The organism is Acidobacteriota bacterium, from assembly GCA_021161905.1.
In the GTDB taxonomy this organism is placed as follows: Bacteria; Acidobacteriota; B3-B38; order Guanabaribacteriales; family JAGGZT01; genus JAGGZT01.
In genome coordinates, this window is the sequence record JAGGZT010000060.1 from 1 (window position 1) to 14,658 (window position 14,658).

The window sequence follows — 14,658 nt, forward strand, 5'->3', positions numbered from 1 at the left end:
CCCCGGTGGAGGGGTTGCTCTTCTCCGCTGCGTCTCTGAGGTGGAGAAGATGAAGCTCGAAGGGGATGAGAAGATAGGTGCTGATATCGTGAAAAAGGCTTTAGAGGCACCTCTCCGCCAGATCGCCGAGAATGCGGGTTACGAGGGCTCGGTGGTAGTGGAGAAGGTGAAAGAGATGGACGAGGAGTTCGGCTTCAATGCGGAGAAGGAGGAGTATGAGAATATGTTCCAGGTTGGTGTGGTTGATCCGGTGAAGGTAGTACGGAACGCCCTCATAAATGCGGCGAGCATCGCTTCCCTTCTCGTGACCACCGAAGCGTTGGTTAGCGAGATCCCAGAGAAGAAGGAGAAGGAGCAGATGCCCGGTGGCCCCGGTGGTGGAGGGCTTTATTAAAGCCAGTCTCTCATGAGCTTGAGCCGAGCCCCTGCTCCTTTAGGGGTGGGGGCTCGGCTTAGGTTGACTTTTCCCAGTGCTGATTTCTATAATTGGTTAGGGTAGAAAATGGTGGGTAAGGAGCTCGATAGAAGGAGCAAGGAGGTATTACGGGCGGTGATAAGCCATTTCATCGCCAAGGGTACCCCCGTTGGTTCGAGGACCCTTTGCAAAATGGGGCGTTTCGGTTATAGCCCCGCTACCCTTAGGAATATAATGGCTGATCTTGAGGAGATGGGCTACCTTACCCAGCCTTACACCTCAGCGGGGAGGGTTCCTACCGATAAGGGATATCGGTTCTATGTAGACTCTTTGATGCGCTCCCGGAGGTTGCGGAAAAGAGAGGAGGAGTTCATTCTTTTTTCCCTTAAGAGCTATGCTGGGGACTTAGAACGATTAATGGAGCAGACATCGAGGATCCTCTCCCGACTTTCCAGGAATGTGGGGCTTGTTTTCTGTCCTCGCCTTCCCTCCATTGTGCTTAAGCACATTAGGTTCATAAAGTTGGAATATCCTAAGATATTAGTGGTTATTGTTTGTCACTCTGGTGCGGTGATAAATAAGGTAATAGAGGCTTCCGATGATTTTGAGCAGACGGAATTGGATCGGATCTCAAACTACCTAATGAGCGAATTCAATGGTCTTACCCTTATTGAGATAAGGAGCAGGTTGCTTCGGATGATGCAGGAGGAGAAAGCGATCTATGACCGATTGCTCTCCCGGGCGCTTAGTCTCTCCACCAAGAGTTTTACCGATGATCTTCTCACTGAATCCTTGCATTATGCTGGGACATCTCAGCTTTTAGAGCAGCCGGAGTTCGCCGATATCAATCGGATGAAGTCATTATTCCGTGCCTTGGAGGAGAAGGGGAAGCTGATCAAGCTCCTTACCAGATGTATCGAGGATGAAGGGGTTCAGGTGATCATTGGCTCGGAGGCTCCTTCGCAGGAGTTTAAGGAATACAGCTTTATTATCTCTCCTTATAAGTCCGGCGATAACATACTTGGCACCTTGGGGGTTTTGGGTCCCCGGAGGATGGAGTACGATAAGACCATTCCTTTGGTTAGATATGTATCGTATGTTCTTTCGCAGACGATAACCGAGTACTCGTTATGAGGAGAGAAAGATGAAGGATGAGGAGAGGGAAAAAATAAAGAGGAAGGAGAGCAAGAAAGAAGAGGAAAAGGAGCGGGTTGAAGAAGAGGAATCCGTCATCTTGGAACGGGAGGAGGCTGGTATAGTTGAGGAAGGAAAAAAGGAAGGGAAAAGGGTAGATAAAGATAAAGTTATCGAGGAGCTCTCCCGAGAGAAGGAGCTTTACTTTGAGCGATTGCTTCGGTTACAGGCTGAGTTTGAGAACTTCAGGAAACGAGTGGAAGAGGAACGGAAAGAGTTTTACCTGATGGCGCTCACCGATTTGGTAGGAAAGCTTCTTCCCATCCTCGATGATTTTGAACGGGCGCTCTCAGTGGATGCTACGGATCTCGCCAAGTACCGTGAAGGGGTGGCTCTCATTTATAAGGGGTTTCGCTCCATACTTGAGGGATTTGGGCTTAAAGAGGTCCCTGCAGTAGGGGAGCGATTTGACCCCAGGGTACATCAGGCGGTAATGCGGGAGGAGGTCGACGATGTCGAGGAGGAAACAGTGGTCGAGGAGTTTAGAAAGGGGTATTTTTTGAAGAACCGACTGGTAAGGCCGGCAATGGTCAAAGTGGCGGTAAAGAAGGAAAAGGAAGTCGCTCCAGCGGATCCGGAAAAGGGTGAAAAGGGTAAGGATGAAGGTGAGACAGCCAATTGAGTTAGGGATCTTTCCTTGTTTTATAATAATCGTCCTCAATAGCTTTTTTATTATCGGGTGATGATGTACGGGAAGAAGGACTACTATGAGATCCTGGGTGTTCCCCGTAATGCGACCCAAGAGGAGATAAAGAAGGCATACCGTCGGCTGGCGATAAAATATCATCCCGATCGGAATCCGGGGGACAAAGAGGCAGAGGAGAAATTCAAAGAGGCAGCAGAAGCCTATTCTGTCCTTGGCGATCCTAAAAAGAGAGCAGAATACGACCGGTTCGGGACGGTCGGTGGTCCTTCTCCCGGGTTTACCTTTACCGGCTTCGATTCCGATCTATTCAGCGAGTTCGCCGATATCCTTGGAGATTTCTTTGGCTTCTCCGATTTCTTCGCTGGTCCTCGCTCTCGCACCAAACGGGTAAGCAGGGCTAAACCAGGGGCTGATCTTCGGTATAAGCTGGAGATATCCTTTGAGGAAGCGGCTTTCGGTACCGAGGTTAAACTTAAGATACCTCGCTTGGGTATCTGTAAAGAATGTGGTGGTTCTGGAATAGCGGGAGGAGGGCAACCTACTCCTTGTTCTACCTGTGGAGGACGGGGCAGCATCAATTACCGCCAGGGGTTTCTTCTCATCAGCCGTACCTGCCCTCGTTGTGGGGGAACGGGGGTTATCGTGGCGAACCCCTGCCCCAAATGTGGAGGAAGTGGCCGAGTAAAGGAGGAGAAGACCCTAAAGGTGAAGATTCCACCCGGAGTAGAAAGCGGAAGTCGCCTTCGGTTGGAAGGAGAGGGAGAAGCTGGTGTTGCTGGGGGTCCTCCTGGTGATCTTTACATCGATATCTATGTGAAACCGCATCCCATCTTTGAGAGGAAAGGGAACGATATCTATTGTGAGGTTCCCATTACCTTTTCTCAAGCTGCCTTAGGGGCGGTGATAACCGTTCCCACCTTGGAGGGGGAAGGGGAGATAAAGATACCCCCGGGAACCCAAACGGGTAGCCTATTCCGATTGAAGGGCAGGGGGATAAAGGATGTAAATGGAAGGAGGAGGGGAGATCAATTTATCCGAGTGGTGGTTAAAACCCCTACTAAGCTTACTTCGGAGGAGCGGAAGCTTTTCGAGGAGCTCTCCCGCCTTGAACAATCGAAAAGGGAGTAATGAGCCACCGTCGTCGTTTCTTCGTTCCTGCGGGGAGGATAAAAGGGAAAAAAGCCTTCCTTTCCGAAGATGAGCGCCATCATTTAGCTGATGTATTGCGAATAAAGGAAGGGGAGGAAATTTTCCTCTTCACCGAGGATGGCGTTGAGTATCGAGCACGCATTCTCTCTACCAAGCCACATCATGCAGAGGCGGAGATCGTTGAAGAGATCCCTCCTCGACTGACCGACCCCAAGGTTAAGATCTATTTGATAATCGGGGTACTCAAAGGAAAGGGGTTGGAGTTGGTGGTAAGAAGGGGGACTGAGCTCGGGATTTCCTCGTTCGTCCCCGTTTTTTCGGCAAGGACGATCGTGAGAGGGTTAACCAATGTCGACCGTTTGCGGAAGATAGCCATTGAGGCAGCGAAGCAATCGGGGAAACGAACGGTGCCTGATGTCTCCTTGCCCGTTTCATTCTCTGAACTTGATCTCTCTTCCTTTCCCGGGTTAAAGATCATCCTCGATGAAAAAGCCCCAAAGCGACTTAGAGAGGTTCTTCCAAATAGAGACGAAGTAGAGGAAGTTACAGTGATGGTGGGACCTGAAGGAGGGTGGAGCAGGGATGAGGTAAGAGAAGCAAGCAATTACGGTTTTATTCCCGTAGGGTTAGGCGAGCGGATATTGAGGAGCGAGACCGCTGCTCTCGCCATCTCCGCTATAATAGGATACTATTTCGGGGATTTGGGTTAGTTTCTCCCTCTATTTAGTTTTTCCCGGTAATCCGGTGCCTTTATCTCCACGGTGCGACACATTTCAAGAAGGCGGGAGCGAATTGAAGCACCTATCCTCATCTCAAGGGTCTCTTCCCCCTCTTCCTCCGGTACATCGAGGTAGTTTGAGGCAGCAAGGGTGATCAGGTTCTCGTTATAGCGGTGGTTGATGATGTAGGCGATGGTATCGAGAACCCAACTGGTAGGCCTTTGGGAGCCGAGATCGTCGATAACCAAGACCTCGGTTTTAAGGGCGGGTTCGATAACGGCAAAAGAGGGGATTTCTGAGAGGGGAGAGAAGCTTTTTTGAAGTTCCCGAAGGAGATCCCGATAGTCATAGTAGAGGCAAGAAGCTCCTTTCTTCCCTACCAAGGCGGATATTATTGACACGAGAAGATGGGTTTTCCCCACCCCGGTTTTCCCCAGAAATAAAAGGCCCTTCTCGACCAGGGGATAATTCTCCACAAACTCTTGGGATATCCTCTTCGCCCGGTCGAGATAGGGGTTCCCCTTTGTGTCAAAATTATCAAAGTTTGCCTCGAGGAATCTAAGGGGGACTTGCGCCTCACGAAGGAGATTTTCCCCTTGTCTTTGGTAGAAACAACGGCAACGGACTGCTCGAGTGAATCCGTCCTTCTCCTCCACTATCCATCCAGTGCCTCCACAAAGGGGGCATTCGGTCTTCGTCTTTTTTCCCATCTTTCTTCAGTTAAGATATCCTTCAAGCTTGCGACTTCTCGCAAGCATCCTCAATTTTTTGAGGGCTTGGTTTTCTATCTGTCTCACCCGTTCCCGGGAAAGGCCCATTATTTCCCCTATCTGTTTTAGGGTCATCGGTTCCCTTCCGGAAAGTCCGAAGCGAAGGGTTATTACCTTTTGCTCCTTCGGTTTTAATAAGCTGAGCAATTCCTCTATCTGTTGTTTGAACGATTCTTGGATGAGTTCAGCATCCGCTGGTGGCATCGTATGCTGTTCTAAGGTGTCCAGAAGCTCAAAACCATCGTCATCGGAAAGCTTGGTGCTGAGGGAGATCTCATCCCCCATTATCTGATAGAGTTTATTTGCCTCTTCCACGCTTATATTGAGCCCTTTTGCCAGCTCCTCGGAGGAGGGGTTACGCTCAAGCTCTTTGGTTAGTTCCGACATCTTCTGTCCAAAGCGGTAAAGGAGGTTTGCCTGCTTTTGGGGGAGTCTCATCGCGTGCGCTTGATTGGAAATGGCATGGAGGATCGCCTGCCTGATCCACCACACCGCGTAGGTGATGAACTTGACATTCTTCTCTGGATCGAACCTTTTTGCCGCCTCGATCAATCCTATATTCCCCTCATTTATTAGATCGAGGAAGGAAAGACCACACCCCCGATATTTTTTGGCAAAGCTGACCACGAAGCGAAGGTTCCCCTCAATAAGCCTCTTGAGCGCTTTTTTATCCCCCTTCTTTATCCTCTTCCCTAACTTTTTTTCCTCCTCAGGGGTGATGGGGGGGATCTTAGATATCTCCTTGAGATATAAGCTCAACGCATCCGGAGCCTTCTCTTCAGGTACCGGTTTCTTTATCCCCATTCTCTCTCATCTCCTTAAACCTAGCGATGGTAGCCCGAGGGACCTTTACCAAAGCGTTCTTATAGAGATCCTCGACCGACCGCAGTTCAACCTTTAATGTCTCACAGACAAACTTTACCAATTCATCGTACTCCCGTTGGAGTTTCTCCAACTTCTCTCTCATATTCAGGATAACCTCTACCCCAGCCAAGTTCACCCCGAGCTCCCGGGTGAGATTGAGGATCAGCTCCAGCTTTTTAAGGTCTTCGTCGGAGTAAAGTCGGGTATTCCCCTCGGTCCGCGACGGCTTTAGTAACCCTTCCCGTTCGTATAAACGAAGGGTTTGAGGATGGATGTTGTATAGTTTGGCTACCGCGCTTATCATATAGTAGGGTTTTTTCCCTTCCTTCATCTTATATCACCAACCCCTCTCTTGGGTTCTCTGGGTTTAATCGGGCAAACTCCCGGAGAAGCTCTTTTGAGCGCTCGTCGACTATCTTGGGTGGTACTATCTCTACCTCCACGAACTCATCACCCCTTCCCTTTCCCTGGAGCGAAGGTACCCCTTTACCCCGGAGGCGGAATTTCTGTCCGCTTTTGGTCCCTGGGGGAATACGGATGGTTGCCTTCCCCTCTATCGTGGGTACCTCTATCTTCCCTCCGAGGACCGCCTCGGTAATGGTGAGAGGTATTTTAACATAGATATTGTCCCCTTTCCGGGTGAAGATGGGATGAGGGCTGACATTGATGAGGATGTAGAGATCGCCCGGGGGACCACCGTTTCTTCCCGGGCCTCCCTTCCCCGGAACCCGTACTCGAGATCCAGTATCCACCCCTGGGGGGATGCGAACCTTTATCCTCTCCCTTTTCTGCTCTATTCCTCCTCCACCACAGCGAGGGCATTTTGCCCCGATTATCCTTCCTGTTCCTCTACAGCGGTCGCAGGTGGTGGCGATATGGATTGGCCCCCGGGTGAATGTCTTTTTCCCGCTTCCTCCACATTCAGGGCAGACCGAATCCCCTCCACCTACATAGCCCTTCCCACCACAAATCGAGCAAGGAACGGGTCTTAGGTAGGTGATGGTAGTGGTAAGCCCCCGAACCGCATCCATAAAGCTGATGTTCATCGTGTACTGGATGTCCTCCCCCCTTTGGGGGATGTTCTTCTCCTTTCTCTCCCGACCCCGAAAGAACTGAGAGAAGAGATCACCAAAACCACGGGACTTGAAGAGATCGAAATCGAAGAAGTCGAACCCCCCGAACCCAGAAAAACCACTGGAGGAGGCATCAAACCCTACCCCTACTCGCCCAAACTGATCGTATTGCTTCCGCTTTTCTGGATCACTCAACACATTGTATGCCTCGGATATCTTCTTAAACCGCTCCTCAGCCTTCCTGTCGCCGGGGTTCAAGTCGGGATGGTACTTCCGGGCGAGCTTGCGATAGGCTTTCTTTATCTCCTCGAATGAGGCGTTACGGGGGACCCCTAATATCTGATAATAATCCTCATTCTCTCCCATCTTTACCATCACCTACCTAATTCATTTCTCTATCTTTATCGCAATCCTCTTCGCCCTTTTCTCCTCCAGTTTGGGGAGGTGAACCTCAAGAACCCCTTGGGAGAGGGTGGCTGATATCCTCTCCTTATCCACCTTGGCAGGGAGGAGGAACCTTCGCTCGAAGGGACCGTAAAAACGCTCCATTCGAGACCAGTTGCCCCTTGCTCCACCTTCTTCGAGCCTCCGCTCTCCGGAGATCACCAACTCGTTTCCCTCGATCTCGAGCTTTATATCCTCCTCTCTAACCCCAGGAAGCTCTGCTGAGAGCACTATCTCCTCCCCGGTCTCATAGATATCGACCGGAGGGCTCCAGCTTGCTACCTCAAGTTGGGGAACGAGTTCCCGCGAGGAGAACATCCGCTCGAAGAGGGAATTCATTTCGCTCAGTATAGCGTCGAGGTCAGAAAACGGTATCCCTTTCAGGGGCATTTTATTCTCCCTTAGTTCGCCTTTTTGTCATCATCCTCCACATACTCCGCATCTATTACCTCTTCTTCTTTCTTTTTTTCCCCCTTCTCCTCAGTCGATCCTCCACCACTGGTGGCACTTTGGGCAGAACCCGCTTTCTGGTACATATACTCAGCGAGCTTGTGGGAGGCTTTAGTGAGATTCGCAAGCGCCTGCTCAATCCTCTCTTTACCGCCTTCTTCCATAGCTTTCTTCGTCTCCTCGATGGCTCGTTCGATCTCCTTTGCCTCTGCTTCGCTTATCTTATCCCGGTTCTCCCGGAGCACCTTCTCCGTGATGTAGACCATCTGATCCGCCCTGTTTCTCGCTTCGATCTCCTCCTTTTTCCTTCTATCCTCCTCAGCATGCTCTTCCGCCTCTTTTACCATCCGCTGAATCTCCTCTTCGGTTAAACCGCTCGAAGAGGTGATGGTTATCTTCTGCTCCTTTCCAGTAGCGAGGTCCTTAGCCGACACATTGAGGATTCCGTTGGCATCGATGTCAAAGGTAACCTCTATCTGGGGAACCCCACGGGGAGCAGGAGGGATACCGACTAAATGGAACCTGCCTAAGGTTCTATTATCACGCGCCATCTCCCGTTCGCCTTGAAGCACATGAATCTCCACCGAGGTCTGGTTGTCGCTTGCAGTGGTAAATATCTCGCTTTTTCTGGTGGGTATGGTGGTGTTACGCGGGATCAACTTGGTGAACACCCCTCCCAAGGTTTCTATGCCGAGAGAGAGTGGGGTTACATCGAGGAGTAATACCTCCTTCACCTCACCAGCAAGCACCCCAGCCTGAATAGCAGCACCTACGGCGACCACCTCATCCGGATTAACCCCCTTGCATGGCTCTTTGCCGAACAGCTCTCGGACGATCTCCTGAACCTTGGGGATTCTGGTGGAACCACCAACCAGAACTACCTCGTCTATGTCCTTTGGTTCAACGCCGGCATCCTTCATCGCCTGCTTACAGGGGTCGATGGTCCGCTTTATTATCTCGTCCATAAGCTGTTCCAGTTTTGCCCTGGTGAGTTTCATCTGGAGGTGCTTGGGACCAGAGGAATCAGCAGTGATGAAGGGGAGATTTATCTCCGTTTCCATCATCGTGGACAGCTCTATCTTTGCCTTTTCCGCTGCCTCCTTTAGCCGTTGCATCGCCATTTTATCCTTGCTTAGATCGATGCCTTGATCCTTCTTAAACTCCTCGACGATCCAGTCGATAACCCGCTTGTCTATGTCATCGCCTCCTAAATGGGTATCACCGGCAGTTGCCTTGACCTCTATTACTCCCTCACCGACCTCGAGGATAGAGATATCAAAGGTGCCGCCACCGAAGTCGTAAACCGCAATCAGCTCATCCTTCTTCTTATCCAAGCCGTAGGCAAGTGAAGCGGCGGTTGGCTCATTGATTATTCGGAGGACCTCGAGCCCAGCTATCCTACCCGCATCCTTGGTCGCCTGGCGCTGAGAATCATTGAAGTAAGCGGGTACAGTGATCACCGCTTTGGTGACCTTCTGTCCCAGATAGTTCTCTGCTGCTTCCTTCAGTTTCTTAAGGATCATCGCCGAGATCTCCGGGGGAGAGTATTGCTTCCCCATCACCTCTACTCGAGCATCACCATGAGGTCCCTTAACCACCTTGTAAGGCACCATCGTGATCTCCTCGGAGACCTCATCATACCGCCGTCCCATAAACCGTTTTATGGAATAAATGGTGTTCTCCGGGTTGGTTACCGCCTGTCTCTTGGCGAGTTGCCCCACCAATCGTTCCCCTTTCTTGGTGAAGCCGACCACCGAGGGGGTGATATTGCTTCCCTCCTGATTAGGAATGACTACAGGTTTTCCCCCCTCCATTACGGCAACTACCGAGTTGGTAGTTCCCAAGTCTATCCCAATCACCTTGCTCATTTGCTTCCACCTCCATTTTCTAAAGTATTAGTCCATTTTTATTATAGAATTTGAGTTAATTATTGTCAAGTTTTTTGAGGGAAAATTTTCCGATCTCTATGGATGGCTAATGGTAAGCGTAGAAGAGGGCTTCCCCGAACGATCGAAACCGATAAGCAGATAGCCACCACCACGGGGTTTATATATATACAATCTCCCCTTTGCGTCCCTTAACTCCCTGGGAGGGAGTAGGCCCTCCCTTACCAGAAGAAAGAGGTTCTTCGGATAGCGAGAATGCTGGAAATAGTAAATAGCTAAAGCTTTTTCTATCCGTTTCATTCGGAGATAGGAATCCCCTTCAATGAGGGAAGAAACCGGTTTCTCCTTAATGGTAAAGGGATAGAATGGAGCCTCTCGTCTTAGGTAGAGGGAGAAGGAGGCTACCAATAGGACGGTGATGAATATTAAACTGACACCAAGCCGTGAAGGAAGGACCTCCTTTTTCTCTTTAATGGGCGCCTCTTTTGCCCATTTAAGATAGACCAGTTTTCGTTCCAGCAATTCGTATATCGCCCTTGAGGCTTCGAATTGGGAAAGCTCTAAAGAGAAGGCGATCTCCTTTATGTTCTTCTTCCCGTCTATCGCCTGATAGACCCGGAATACCTCTGGACTCAGCTTTATCTCTCCCTCTTTATCCCCTTCCTCCGGTAAAGGTGGTTTCTCCTCGCCGAGAAAGGTTCCTTCTTCAGCTGTCTCAACCACCCTTATGCCGGAGAGGGGGTATTTATCGACGACCAAGGTGGGCGAGGGTATCTTCTTCTCAATGATGGGGAGTTCGTCCACTATCTGAACCGCTTCCATAAGGATGGCTTGAGCAGAAAGGAGGGGGAGATAATCCGCTTTAAGCTCTTCCTCCTCAGCAGGATCAAAGTGGAAACTTGCCTCCTTCAATTGGAATAGCTTGTAAAGCCTTTCCTTGACCAGTTTGTCAAGGAGCTTTTTGACCTTCTCTGGAGATATGATCCCACTTGAGATGAGGATCCGAGGTAGAGGGTAGAGGGTTTCTTTCTTAATCTCAAGAACTTCCCTCAGTTTCTCTTGAGAGAGCAGTTGATTTTCCATTAAGTGGGAAATGAGTTCCTCGTCAAGGGGAGAGGTGTCAGAATCGGCAGAGGTTATTGCTCCTTTTAAGAAGGTTACCCTTATCTCCTCCTCATTTGTTTTTATGGTCAGCACCCCGCTTTTCTGCTGATAGGAGAGGAGTTGGAATATCTCGGTTAGGCTGAAATCCTTTAGGGTTCCCTCTAATGCCATTGATCTCCACCTTTTAAGCTAAGGATGCTCAGTAGATATACGATGACCCCGCCTATTCCAAGGAGTATCCTCACCGGGGACCAGCCTCCTGAGAAGAGAGGGGAAGTGGTTAGAAGAAAGGGATAGAGGAGAAAAGAGAGGAAAAGGATGAGCCAGGAAAAGGTCAACACCCCACCCCAACCAGCCTGTCCCCCCAATTGATGCCCTCCGCCGGGGAGGATGAGGGTAATTAGATAGCGGAGGAACTTTTTCTTGAATTGATACCTCCCTATCTGGGAAAGCTTTAACTCCTTTGCCTGAGGTGATACTCCGTCCCTCTTAATAAATAGATGATAACATTGAGAGCAGTAGGAGTTTTCCGGTATCCCTACTCGGCAACGGTAGCAGAAGGGTTTTCCACACATTTCGCAAACACGGGCGGTGGGTAGATCCCGAAACGCTATAGAGATGATAAGCACCAACAAAAGGGCGACAAAGCCACTTATAGTTAGAGGATTTAGGAGAATAGAACCCCAGATGGTTCCTGGATTGGATCTAACCCTCCTCCTTAGGAAATGGGAGAGATCTTTAAACGCCCAAGAAAGAAGTTCCTCCTTTGTTGGCTTCATATCTATTGTTCGGGCTTGGCTTTCGGATGGAGGAGGACTAAGGGAAGGCTCCAACCGCCGTGCTTCGTTCATCATCTTATTGGCTTGGTCAAAGTCAAGGAGTTCGGAATAGGCAAGGCTTAGGTTGTAATAAGGGATGGGATTTACTGGGTCCAGCTCTACCGCTCGTTTGTAATGTTCTATAGCCAGTTCGGGATGACCAGAGAGAAAGAGGATATTCCCCCGATTATTATAAGCAAGGGAAAGCTCGGGATGCTTTTGGAGTAGCTTTCCATATTCTGCAAAGGCGAGATCGAACTTCTCCTCTCGCTGATATTCCAAAGCAAGGAGGATGTGAGCAGTCAAGTCATTCGATTCGGTCTTCACCATCTTTGTGAGATGGTGTTCCGTAATTGCGTCCAGCCGTTCCTCGATAAAATTAGCTGCCACTTCCAGCTTAGGAGAGCGGGAGAAATCAAGCAGTCCTAAAGAGAGGTTGGTTATCGGGAAAAGGAAGGTCATCATGATGAGGCTTACCCAGGCAAAAAGTTTTTCCGCCCCCTTATAGTAACGCCAAGAGATTATCATAAGGTAGAGGATAAATATTCCTGCTCCCAGGAATAGCAGAAGGGGGGCGAAGAGGTAGAAGATAGCCAACCCCGATACCAGAAGAGGTGGTAACCTTTCTCCCCAAAACTCCTCAAAATCATGACGGATCTGTTTATGGTATTTGATTAGCTTTAGGATGAGAAAGGTGAGGATACCAGCGACAGAGGAGAGTAAAAGGAGATAGAGGATATTCATCAAAATAAGATAACGCCCTAAAAGGCTTCTTGTTGATGCCCTTATCCCCTTTAGGTACCATTTGGCTGCTGGGATTATATCTGAGTTTTTGAGAGATATTCTACCTAATAGATAGTAACTTGGAGAAAGATAGGGATCGAGGGAGATCGCTTTCTTGAGGTCGTTCCTTGCCTCTTTGTATATCCCTTTATTAAAAAATGTCCTTGCTTCGGTAAAATAAGCGCCGGCAAGCTCAGGGAGAGCTTTTATTCCTCCTTCTTTTGCCAGTCTTAAGATCTCACTATCCAACTCCTCTACCTGAGGTAGATTTCTGTCCGCCATTAACCTTCTTCTTCTCTGCCAGAGCGAACGAAGTCTACCGGGAAGAGAGAGAGAGATTCCTTCATCCGCTACTTTAGCCTCATCGATGAGAGGGGGTTGAATGGAGGAAAAAGAAGGAAGAGAAAGACAGAATATGGTAGCTATCACCAAAAGCAAAACAATAGTTCTTCTCATTTCCGCTATTAAAGTTTGATGAATTTGCTCTTCGCCAGATATGCCATCCTGAGTTCGTAAAGGACCTCTTCGATCAACCTCGTTTCCTCCTCGGTCCTGTTTCCTTCGGTCTTTTTCTTAAGCATATCGATTATGTCTATTATCTGGCGAGCAGCAGTAAGGTCGACCCTTTCCTTCTCCTTTCCTGGAGCTCCTCCCAGGTTAACAAGGGCTGAAGCGGCTAACGACATAATGAACGAGCTAAAGGTAATGAGGGGATCTTTTTTTCTTCCTTCCTCTTCCCTTTTTTCCTGAGTTTCCTTTTTTGATTTCCCCCCTTCCTTTAATGGATCTCTCTCGATAGTATTGGATTTCCTCTTCCCTCTGTTGCCCATAGCAAAGAGAAAAACTTTGCTTTATCTTGGCTTTTATATTTTATCATTTGAAAAATATTAAGACAAGGAAAAAAGGAATGCTTGTATGGAAGGGATGGCTCCCGTATAATAAAATTTTTAGGAGTAGTAAGGATGGAAAAAAGATTTGCCAGTCTGGTTGAACTTGTTGCTTTTCTGAGAAGTGAGAAGGGGTGTCCTTGGGATAGGGAGCAGACTTTGGATACGGTGAGGTCCTATCTCGTTGAGGAGACTTATGAAGTGGTGGAGGCTATCGAGGAACGGGATTTTCAGAAGCTTAAGGAGGAGCTGGGAGATCTCCTTTTCGAACTGGTTTTTGTAGCTCAACTGGCAAAGGAAAGGGGAAAATTCGAGATCTCCGATGTTATCTCCGGGATAGTGGAGAAGATGATCAAGCGACATCCCCATGTATTCGGGGGGAGGAGGGCGGAATCGCCTTCCGAGGTGGTACGAAATTGGAATGAATTGAAAAAAAAGGAGAGGAACCCCGCTTCCCTTCTTGATGGCGTTCCTAACGGTGCGCCTTCCCTCCTTCGTGCTTATCAATTGACCGAGCGAGCAGCGCGGGTTGGCTTTGACTGGCGCGAGTTGGACGAGATCCTGGATAAGCTTTTTGAAGAACTCTCCGAACTCAAAAGAGCGAGAGAGAAGGGGGAGGCGAAGGAGGTGGAGGATGAGGTCGGAGACCTTCTTTTCGTGGTAGCCAACATAGCTCGCTTCTTGGGAATAAATCCTGAGATCGCCCTTGCCCGGGCGAATCGGAGGTTTGAAGGTCGTTTCCGTTACCTTGAGCAAAAACTCAAGGAAAAGGGAATTATGCTGGAGGAGGCGAGCTTAGTAGAGATGGAGGAGTTATGGCAGGAGTCAAAGGGTAAAGAGAGGAAAGTGGAGGTTGATAGATGAAGAAATTACTCCCGATCGTTTTGATAATTCTTTTTTCTCTATCGGCTTTAGCCGAAGAGAAACCCTTAAGGGTCGAGGTGAGCCCGTTTTTGGGCACCGTCTTCAAAAGCGATTTCTCCCTTTCGGGGAACATCGAGTACCATCATGATTATCGGTATCTCGCTGGGGGAAAGTTGGCGGTTTTCTTCAATGATAGTATTGGGGTAGAAGGTTATTTCGCCTACTCACTTTCCTCCGTTTTCGTCATCGATAATGAGGCTGAGAAGACGGAAAAGACCCGCTATTCCACTCTGATCTATGGTGGGGACCTGGTGGTCAATCTGGGTAAACTCGATGTAATACCCTTCCTCGCTGCCGGGGTGGCTCGGATCTCGTATCGGGTGCCGGATGAAGGTTCCCCCTTCTCCGTCCGGGGGAGCCATTATGAGCTCAATGTAGGCGGTGGAATGAAATATTACTGGTTCGAGTGGCTCGCCTTTCGTGGCGATTTTCGCTGGCGGTTCATCTTTCTCGGTGGGGGGGATCTACCCACCTATACCAGTTATTTTGAGTTCACTGGTGGGGTATCATTTGTTTTAAGAAAGTAGCCTGA

Annotated in this window: 16 protein-coding genes; 7 read left to right on the forward strand and 9 right to left on the reverse strand. The window is 49.3% G+C overall.

Going from position 1 to position 14,658, the window contains the following annotated elements; all coding sequences use genetic code 11:
- From groEL to J7L64_08125, 5 genes are all read left to right on the forward strand, one after another.
- On the forward strand, window positions 1-394 hold a 394-nt coding region (groEL, locus tag J7L64_08105), incomplete at its 5' end, for a chaperonin GroEL (GenBank protein ID MCD6452304.1).
- 108 nt (window positions 395-502) lie between these two features.
- A complete protein-coding gene (hrcA, locus tag J7L64_08110) occupies window positions 503-1,549 on the forward strand; it encodes a heat-inducible transcription repressor HrcA (GenBank protein ID MCD6452305.1) in 1,047 nt (348 codons plus the stop codon).
- A gap of 10 nt (window positions 1,550-1,559) precedes the next feature.
- Complete coding sequence (gene grpE / locus J7L64_08115; protein MCD6452306.1) at window positions 1,560-2,231, forward strand: nucleotide exchange factor GrpE; 672 nt, start codon at window positions 1,560-1,562, stop codon at window positions 2,229-2,231.
- A 60-nt stretch (window positions 2,232-2,291) separates the two neighbouring features.
- Window positions 2,292-3,383, forward strand: coding sequence for a molecular chaperone DnaJ (dnaJ, locus tag J7L64_08120; protein ID MCD6452307.1), 1,092 nt, complete (start codon window positions 2,292-2,294; stop codon window positions 3,381-3,383).
- Window positions 3,383-4,114 carry a 16S rRNA (uracil(1498)-N(3))-methyltransferase gene (locus J7L64_08125; protein ID MCD6452308.1) on the forward strand — a complete coding sequence of 244 codons (732 nt, stop codon included), beginning with the start codon at window positions 3,383-3,385 and terminating at the stop codon, window positions 4,112-4,114. The genes dnaJ (J7L64_08120) and J7L64_08125 overlap by 1 nt, the downstream gene beginning before the upstream one ends.
- On the opposite strand, the gene J7L64_08130 is transcribed toward J7L64_08125, so the two are convergent.
- The 9 genes from J7L64_08130 to J7L64_08170 all read right to left on the reverse strand — a co-directional run bounded on the left by J7L64_08130 (window position 4,111) and on the right by J7L64_08170 (window position 13,145).
- Window positions 4,111-4,833: an ATP-binding protein gene (locus J7L64_08130; protein MCD6452309.1), complete on the reverse strand. Its 723-nt coding sequence runs from the start codon at window positions 4,831-4,833 to the stop codon at window positions 4,111-4,113. The two genes, J7L64_08125 and J7L64_08130, sit on opposite strands and share 4 nt — an antisense overlap.
- Before the next feature lie 6 nt (window positions 4,834-4,839).
- Window positions 4,840-5,697, reverse strand: coding sequence for an RNA polymerase sigma factor RpoD/SigA (locus J7L64_08135; protein ID MCD6452310.1), 858 nt, complete (start codon window positions 5,695-5,697; stop codon window positions 4,840-4,842).
- Window positions 5,672-6,088 carry a helix-turn-helix transcriptional regulator gene (locus J7L64_08140; GenBank protein ID MCD6452311.1) on the reverse strand — a complete coding sequence of 139 codons (417 nt, stop codon included), beginning with the start codon at window positions 6,086-6,088 and terminating at the stop codon, window positions 5,672-5,674. The genes J7L64_08135 and J7L64_08140 overlap by 26 nt, the downstream gene beginning before the upstream one ends.
- Window position 6,089: 1 nt before the next feature.
- Complete coding sequence (gene dnaJ / locus J7L64_08145; GenBank protein ID MCD6452312.1) at window positions 6,090-7,196, reverse strand: molecular chaperone DnaJ; 1,107 nt, start codon at window positions 7,194-7,196, stop codon at window positions 6,090-6,092.
- A gap of 21 nt (window positions 7,197-7,217) precedes the next feature.
- On the reverse strand, window positions 7,218-7,664 hold the full coding sequence (locus J7L64_08150) for an Hsp20/alpha crystallin family protein (protein MCD6452313.1): 447 nt from the start codon (window positions 7,662-7,664) through the stop codon (window positions 7,218-7,220).
- Between the two features lie 11 nt (window positions 7,665-7,675).
- Window positions 7,676-9,592: a molecular chaperone DnaK gene (gene dnaK, locus J7L64_08155; GenBank protein MCD6452314.1), complete on the reverse strand. Its 1,917-nt coding sequence runs from the start codon at window positions 9,590-9,592 to the stop codon at window positions 7,676-7,678.
- A 96-nt stretch (window positions 9,593-9,688) separates the two neighbouring features.
- Entirely contained in the window at window positions 9,689-10,885 is a 1,197-nt protein-coding gene (locus J7L64_08160; protein ID MCD6452315.1) for a DUF4388 domain-containing protein, read from the reverse strand.
- Entirely contained in the window at window positions 10,876-12,771 is a 1,896-nt protein-coding gene (locus J7L64_08165; GenBank protein MCD6452316.1) for a tetratricopeptide repeat protein, read from the reverse strand. The genes J7L64_08160 and J7L64_08165 overlap by 10 nt, the downstream gene beginning before the upstream one ends.
- Window positions 12,772-12,779: 8 nt before the next feature.
- Window positions 12,780-13,145 (reverse strand): DUF1844 domain-containing protein, encoded by a 366-nt coding sequence (locus J7L64_08170; GenBank protein MCD6452317.1) that lies wholly within the window; start codon window positions 13,143-13,145, stop codon window positions 12,780-12,782.
- 132 nt (window positions 13,146-13,277) lie between these two features.
- Between J7L64_08170 and mazG the strand changes: the two genes are divergently transcribed.
- Window positions 13,278-14,066, forward strand: coding sequence for a nucleoside triphosphate pyrophosphohydrolase (gene mazG, locus J7L64_08175; protein ID MCD6452318.1), 789 nt, complete (start codon window positions 13,278-13,280; stop codon window positions 14,064-14,066).
- Window positions 14,063-14,653 (forward strand): outer membrane beta-barrel protein, encoded by a 591-nt coding sequence (locus tag J7L64_08180; protein ID MCD6452319.1) that lies wholly within the window; start codon window positions 14,063-14,065, stop codon window positions 14,651-14,653. Before mazG ends, J7L64_08180 begins: the two co-directional genes overlap by 4 nt.
- Window positions 14,654-14,658 lie beyond the last annotated feature (5 nt).

Bases quoted from the DNA above. Each gene is read 5' to 3' on its own strand.
- hrcA (MCD6452305.1), top strand. From the start codon at position 503: ATGGTGGGTAAGGAGCTCGATAGAAGGAGCAAGGAGGTATTACGGGCG.
- J7L64_08140 (MCD6452311.1), bottom strand. From the start codon at position 6,088: ATGAAGGAAGGGAAAAAACCCTACTATATGATAAGCGCGGTAGCCAAA.
- J7L64_08170 (MCD6452317.1), bottom strand. From the start codon at position 13,145: ATGGGCAACAGAGGGAAGAGGAAATCCAATACTATCGAGAGAGATCCA.
- J7L64_08160 (MCD6452315.1), bottom strand. From the start codon at position 10,885: ATGGCATTAGAGGGAACCCTAAAGGATTTCAGCCTAACCGAGATATTC.
- dnaJ (MCD6452307.1), top strand. From the start codon at position 2,292: ATGATGTACGGGAAGAAGGACTACTATGAGATCCTGGGTGTTCCCCGT.
- J7L64_08150 (MCD6452313.1), bottom strand. From the start codon at position 7,664: ATGCCCCTGAAAGGGATACCGTTTTCTGACCTCGACGCTATACTGAGC.
- J7L64_08135 (MCD6452310.1), bottom strand. From the start codon at position 5,697: ATGGGGATAAAGAAACCGGTACCTGAAGAGAAGGCTCCGGATGCGTTG.
- mazG (MCD6452318.1), top strand. From the start codon at position 13,278: ATGGAAAAAAGATTTGCCAGTCTGGTTGAACTTGTTGCTTTTCTGAGA.
- J7L64_08180 (MCD6452319.1), top strand. From the start codon at position 14,063: ATGAAGAAATTACTCCCGATCGTTTTGATAATTCTTTTTTCTCTATCG.
- dnaJ (MCD6452312.1), bottom strand. From the start codon at position 7,196: ATGGGAGAGAATGAGGATTATTATCAGATATTAGGGGTCCCCCGTAAC.
- J7L64_08165 (MCD6452316.1), bottom strand. From the start codon at position 12,771: ATGAGAAGAACTATTGTTTTGCTTTTGGTGATAGCTACCATATTCTGT.
- grpE (MCD6452306.1), top strand. From the start codon at position 1,560: ATGAAGGATGAGGAGAGGGAAAAAATAAAGAGGAAGGAGAGCAAGAAA.
- J7L64_08125 (MCD6452308.1), top strand. From the start codon at position 3,383: ATGAGCCACCGTCGTCGTTTCTTCGTTCCTGCGGGGAGGATAAAAGGG.
- dnaK (MCD6452314.1), bottom strand. From the start codon at position 9,592: ATGAGCAAGGTGATTGGGATAGACTTGGGAACTACCAACTCGGTAGTT.
- J7L64_08130 (MCD6452309.1), bottom strand. From the start codon at position 4,833: ATGGGAAAAAAGACGAAGACCGAATGCCCCCTTTGTGGAGGCACTGGA.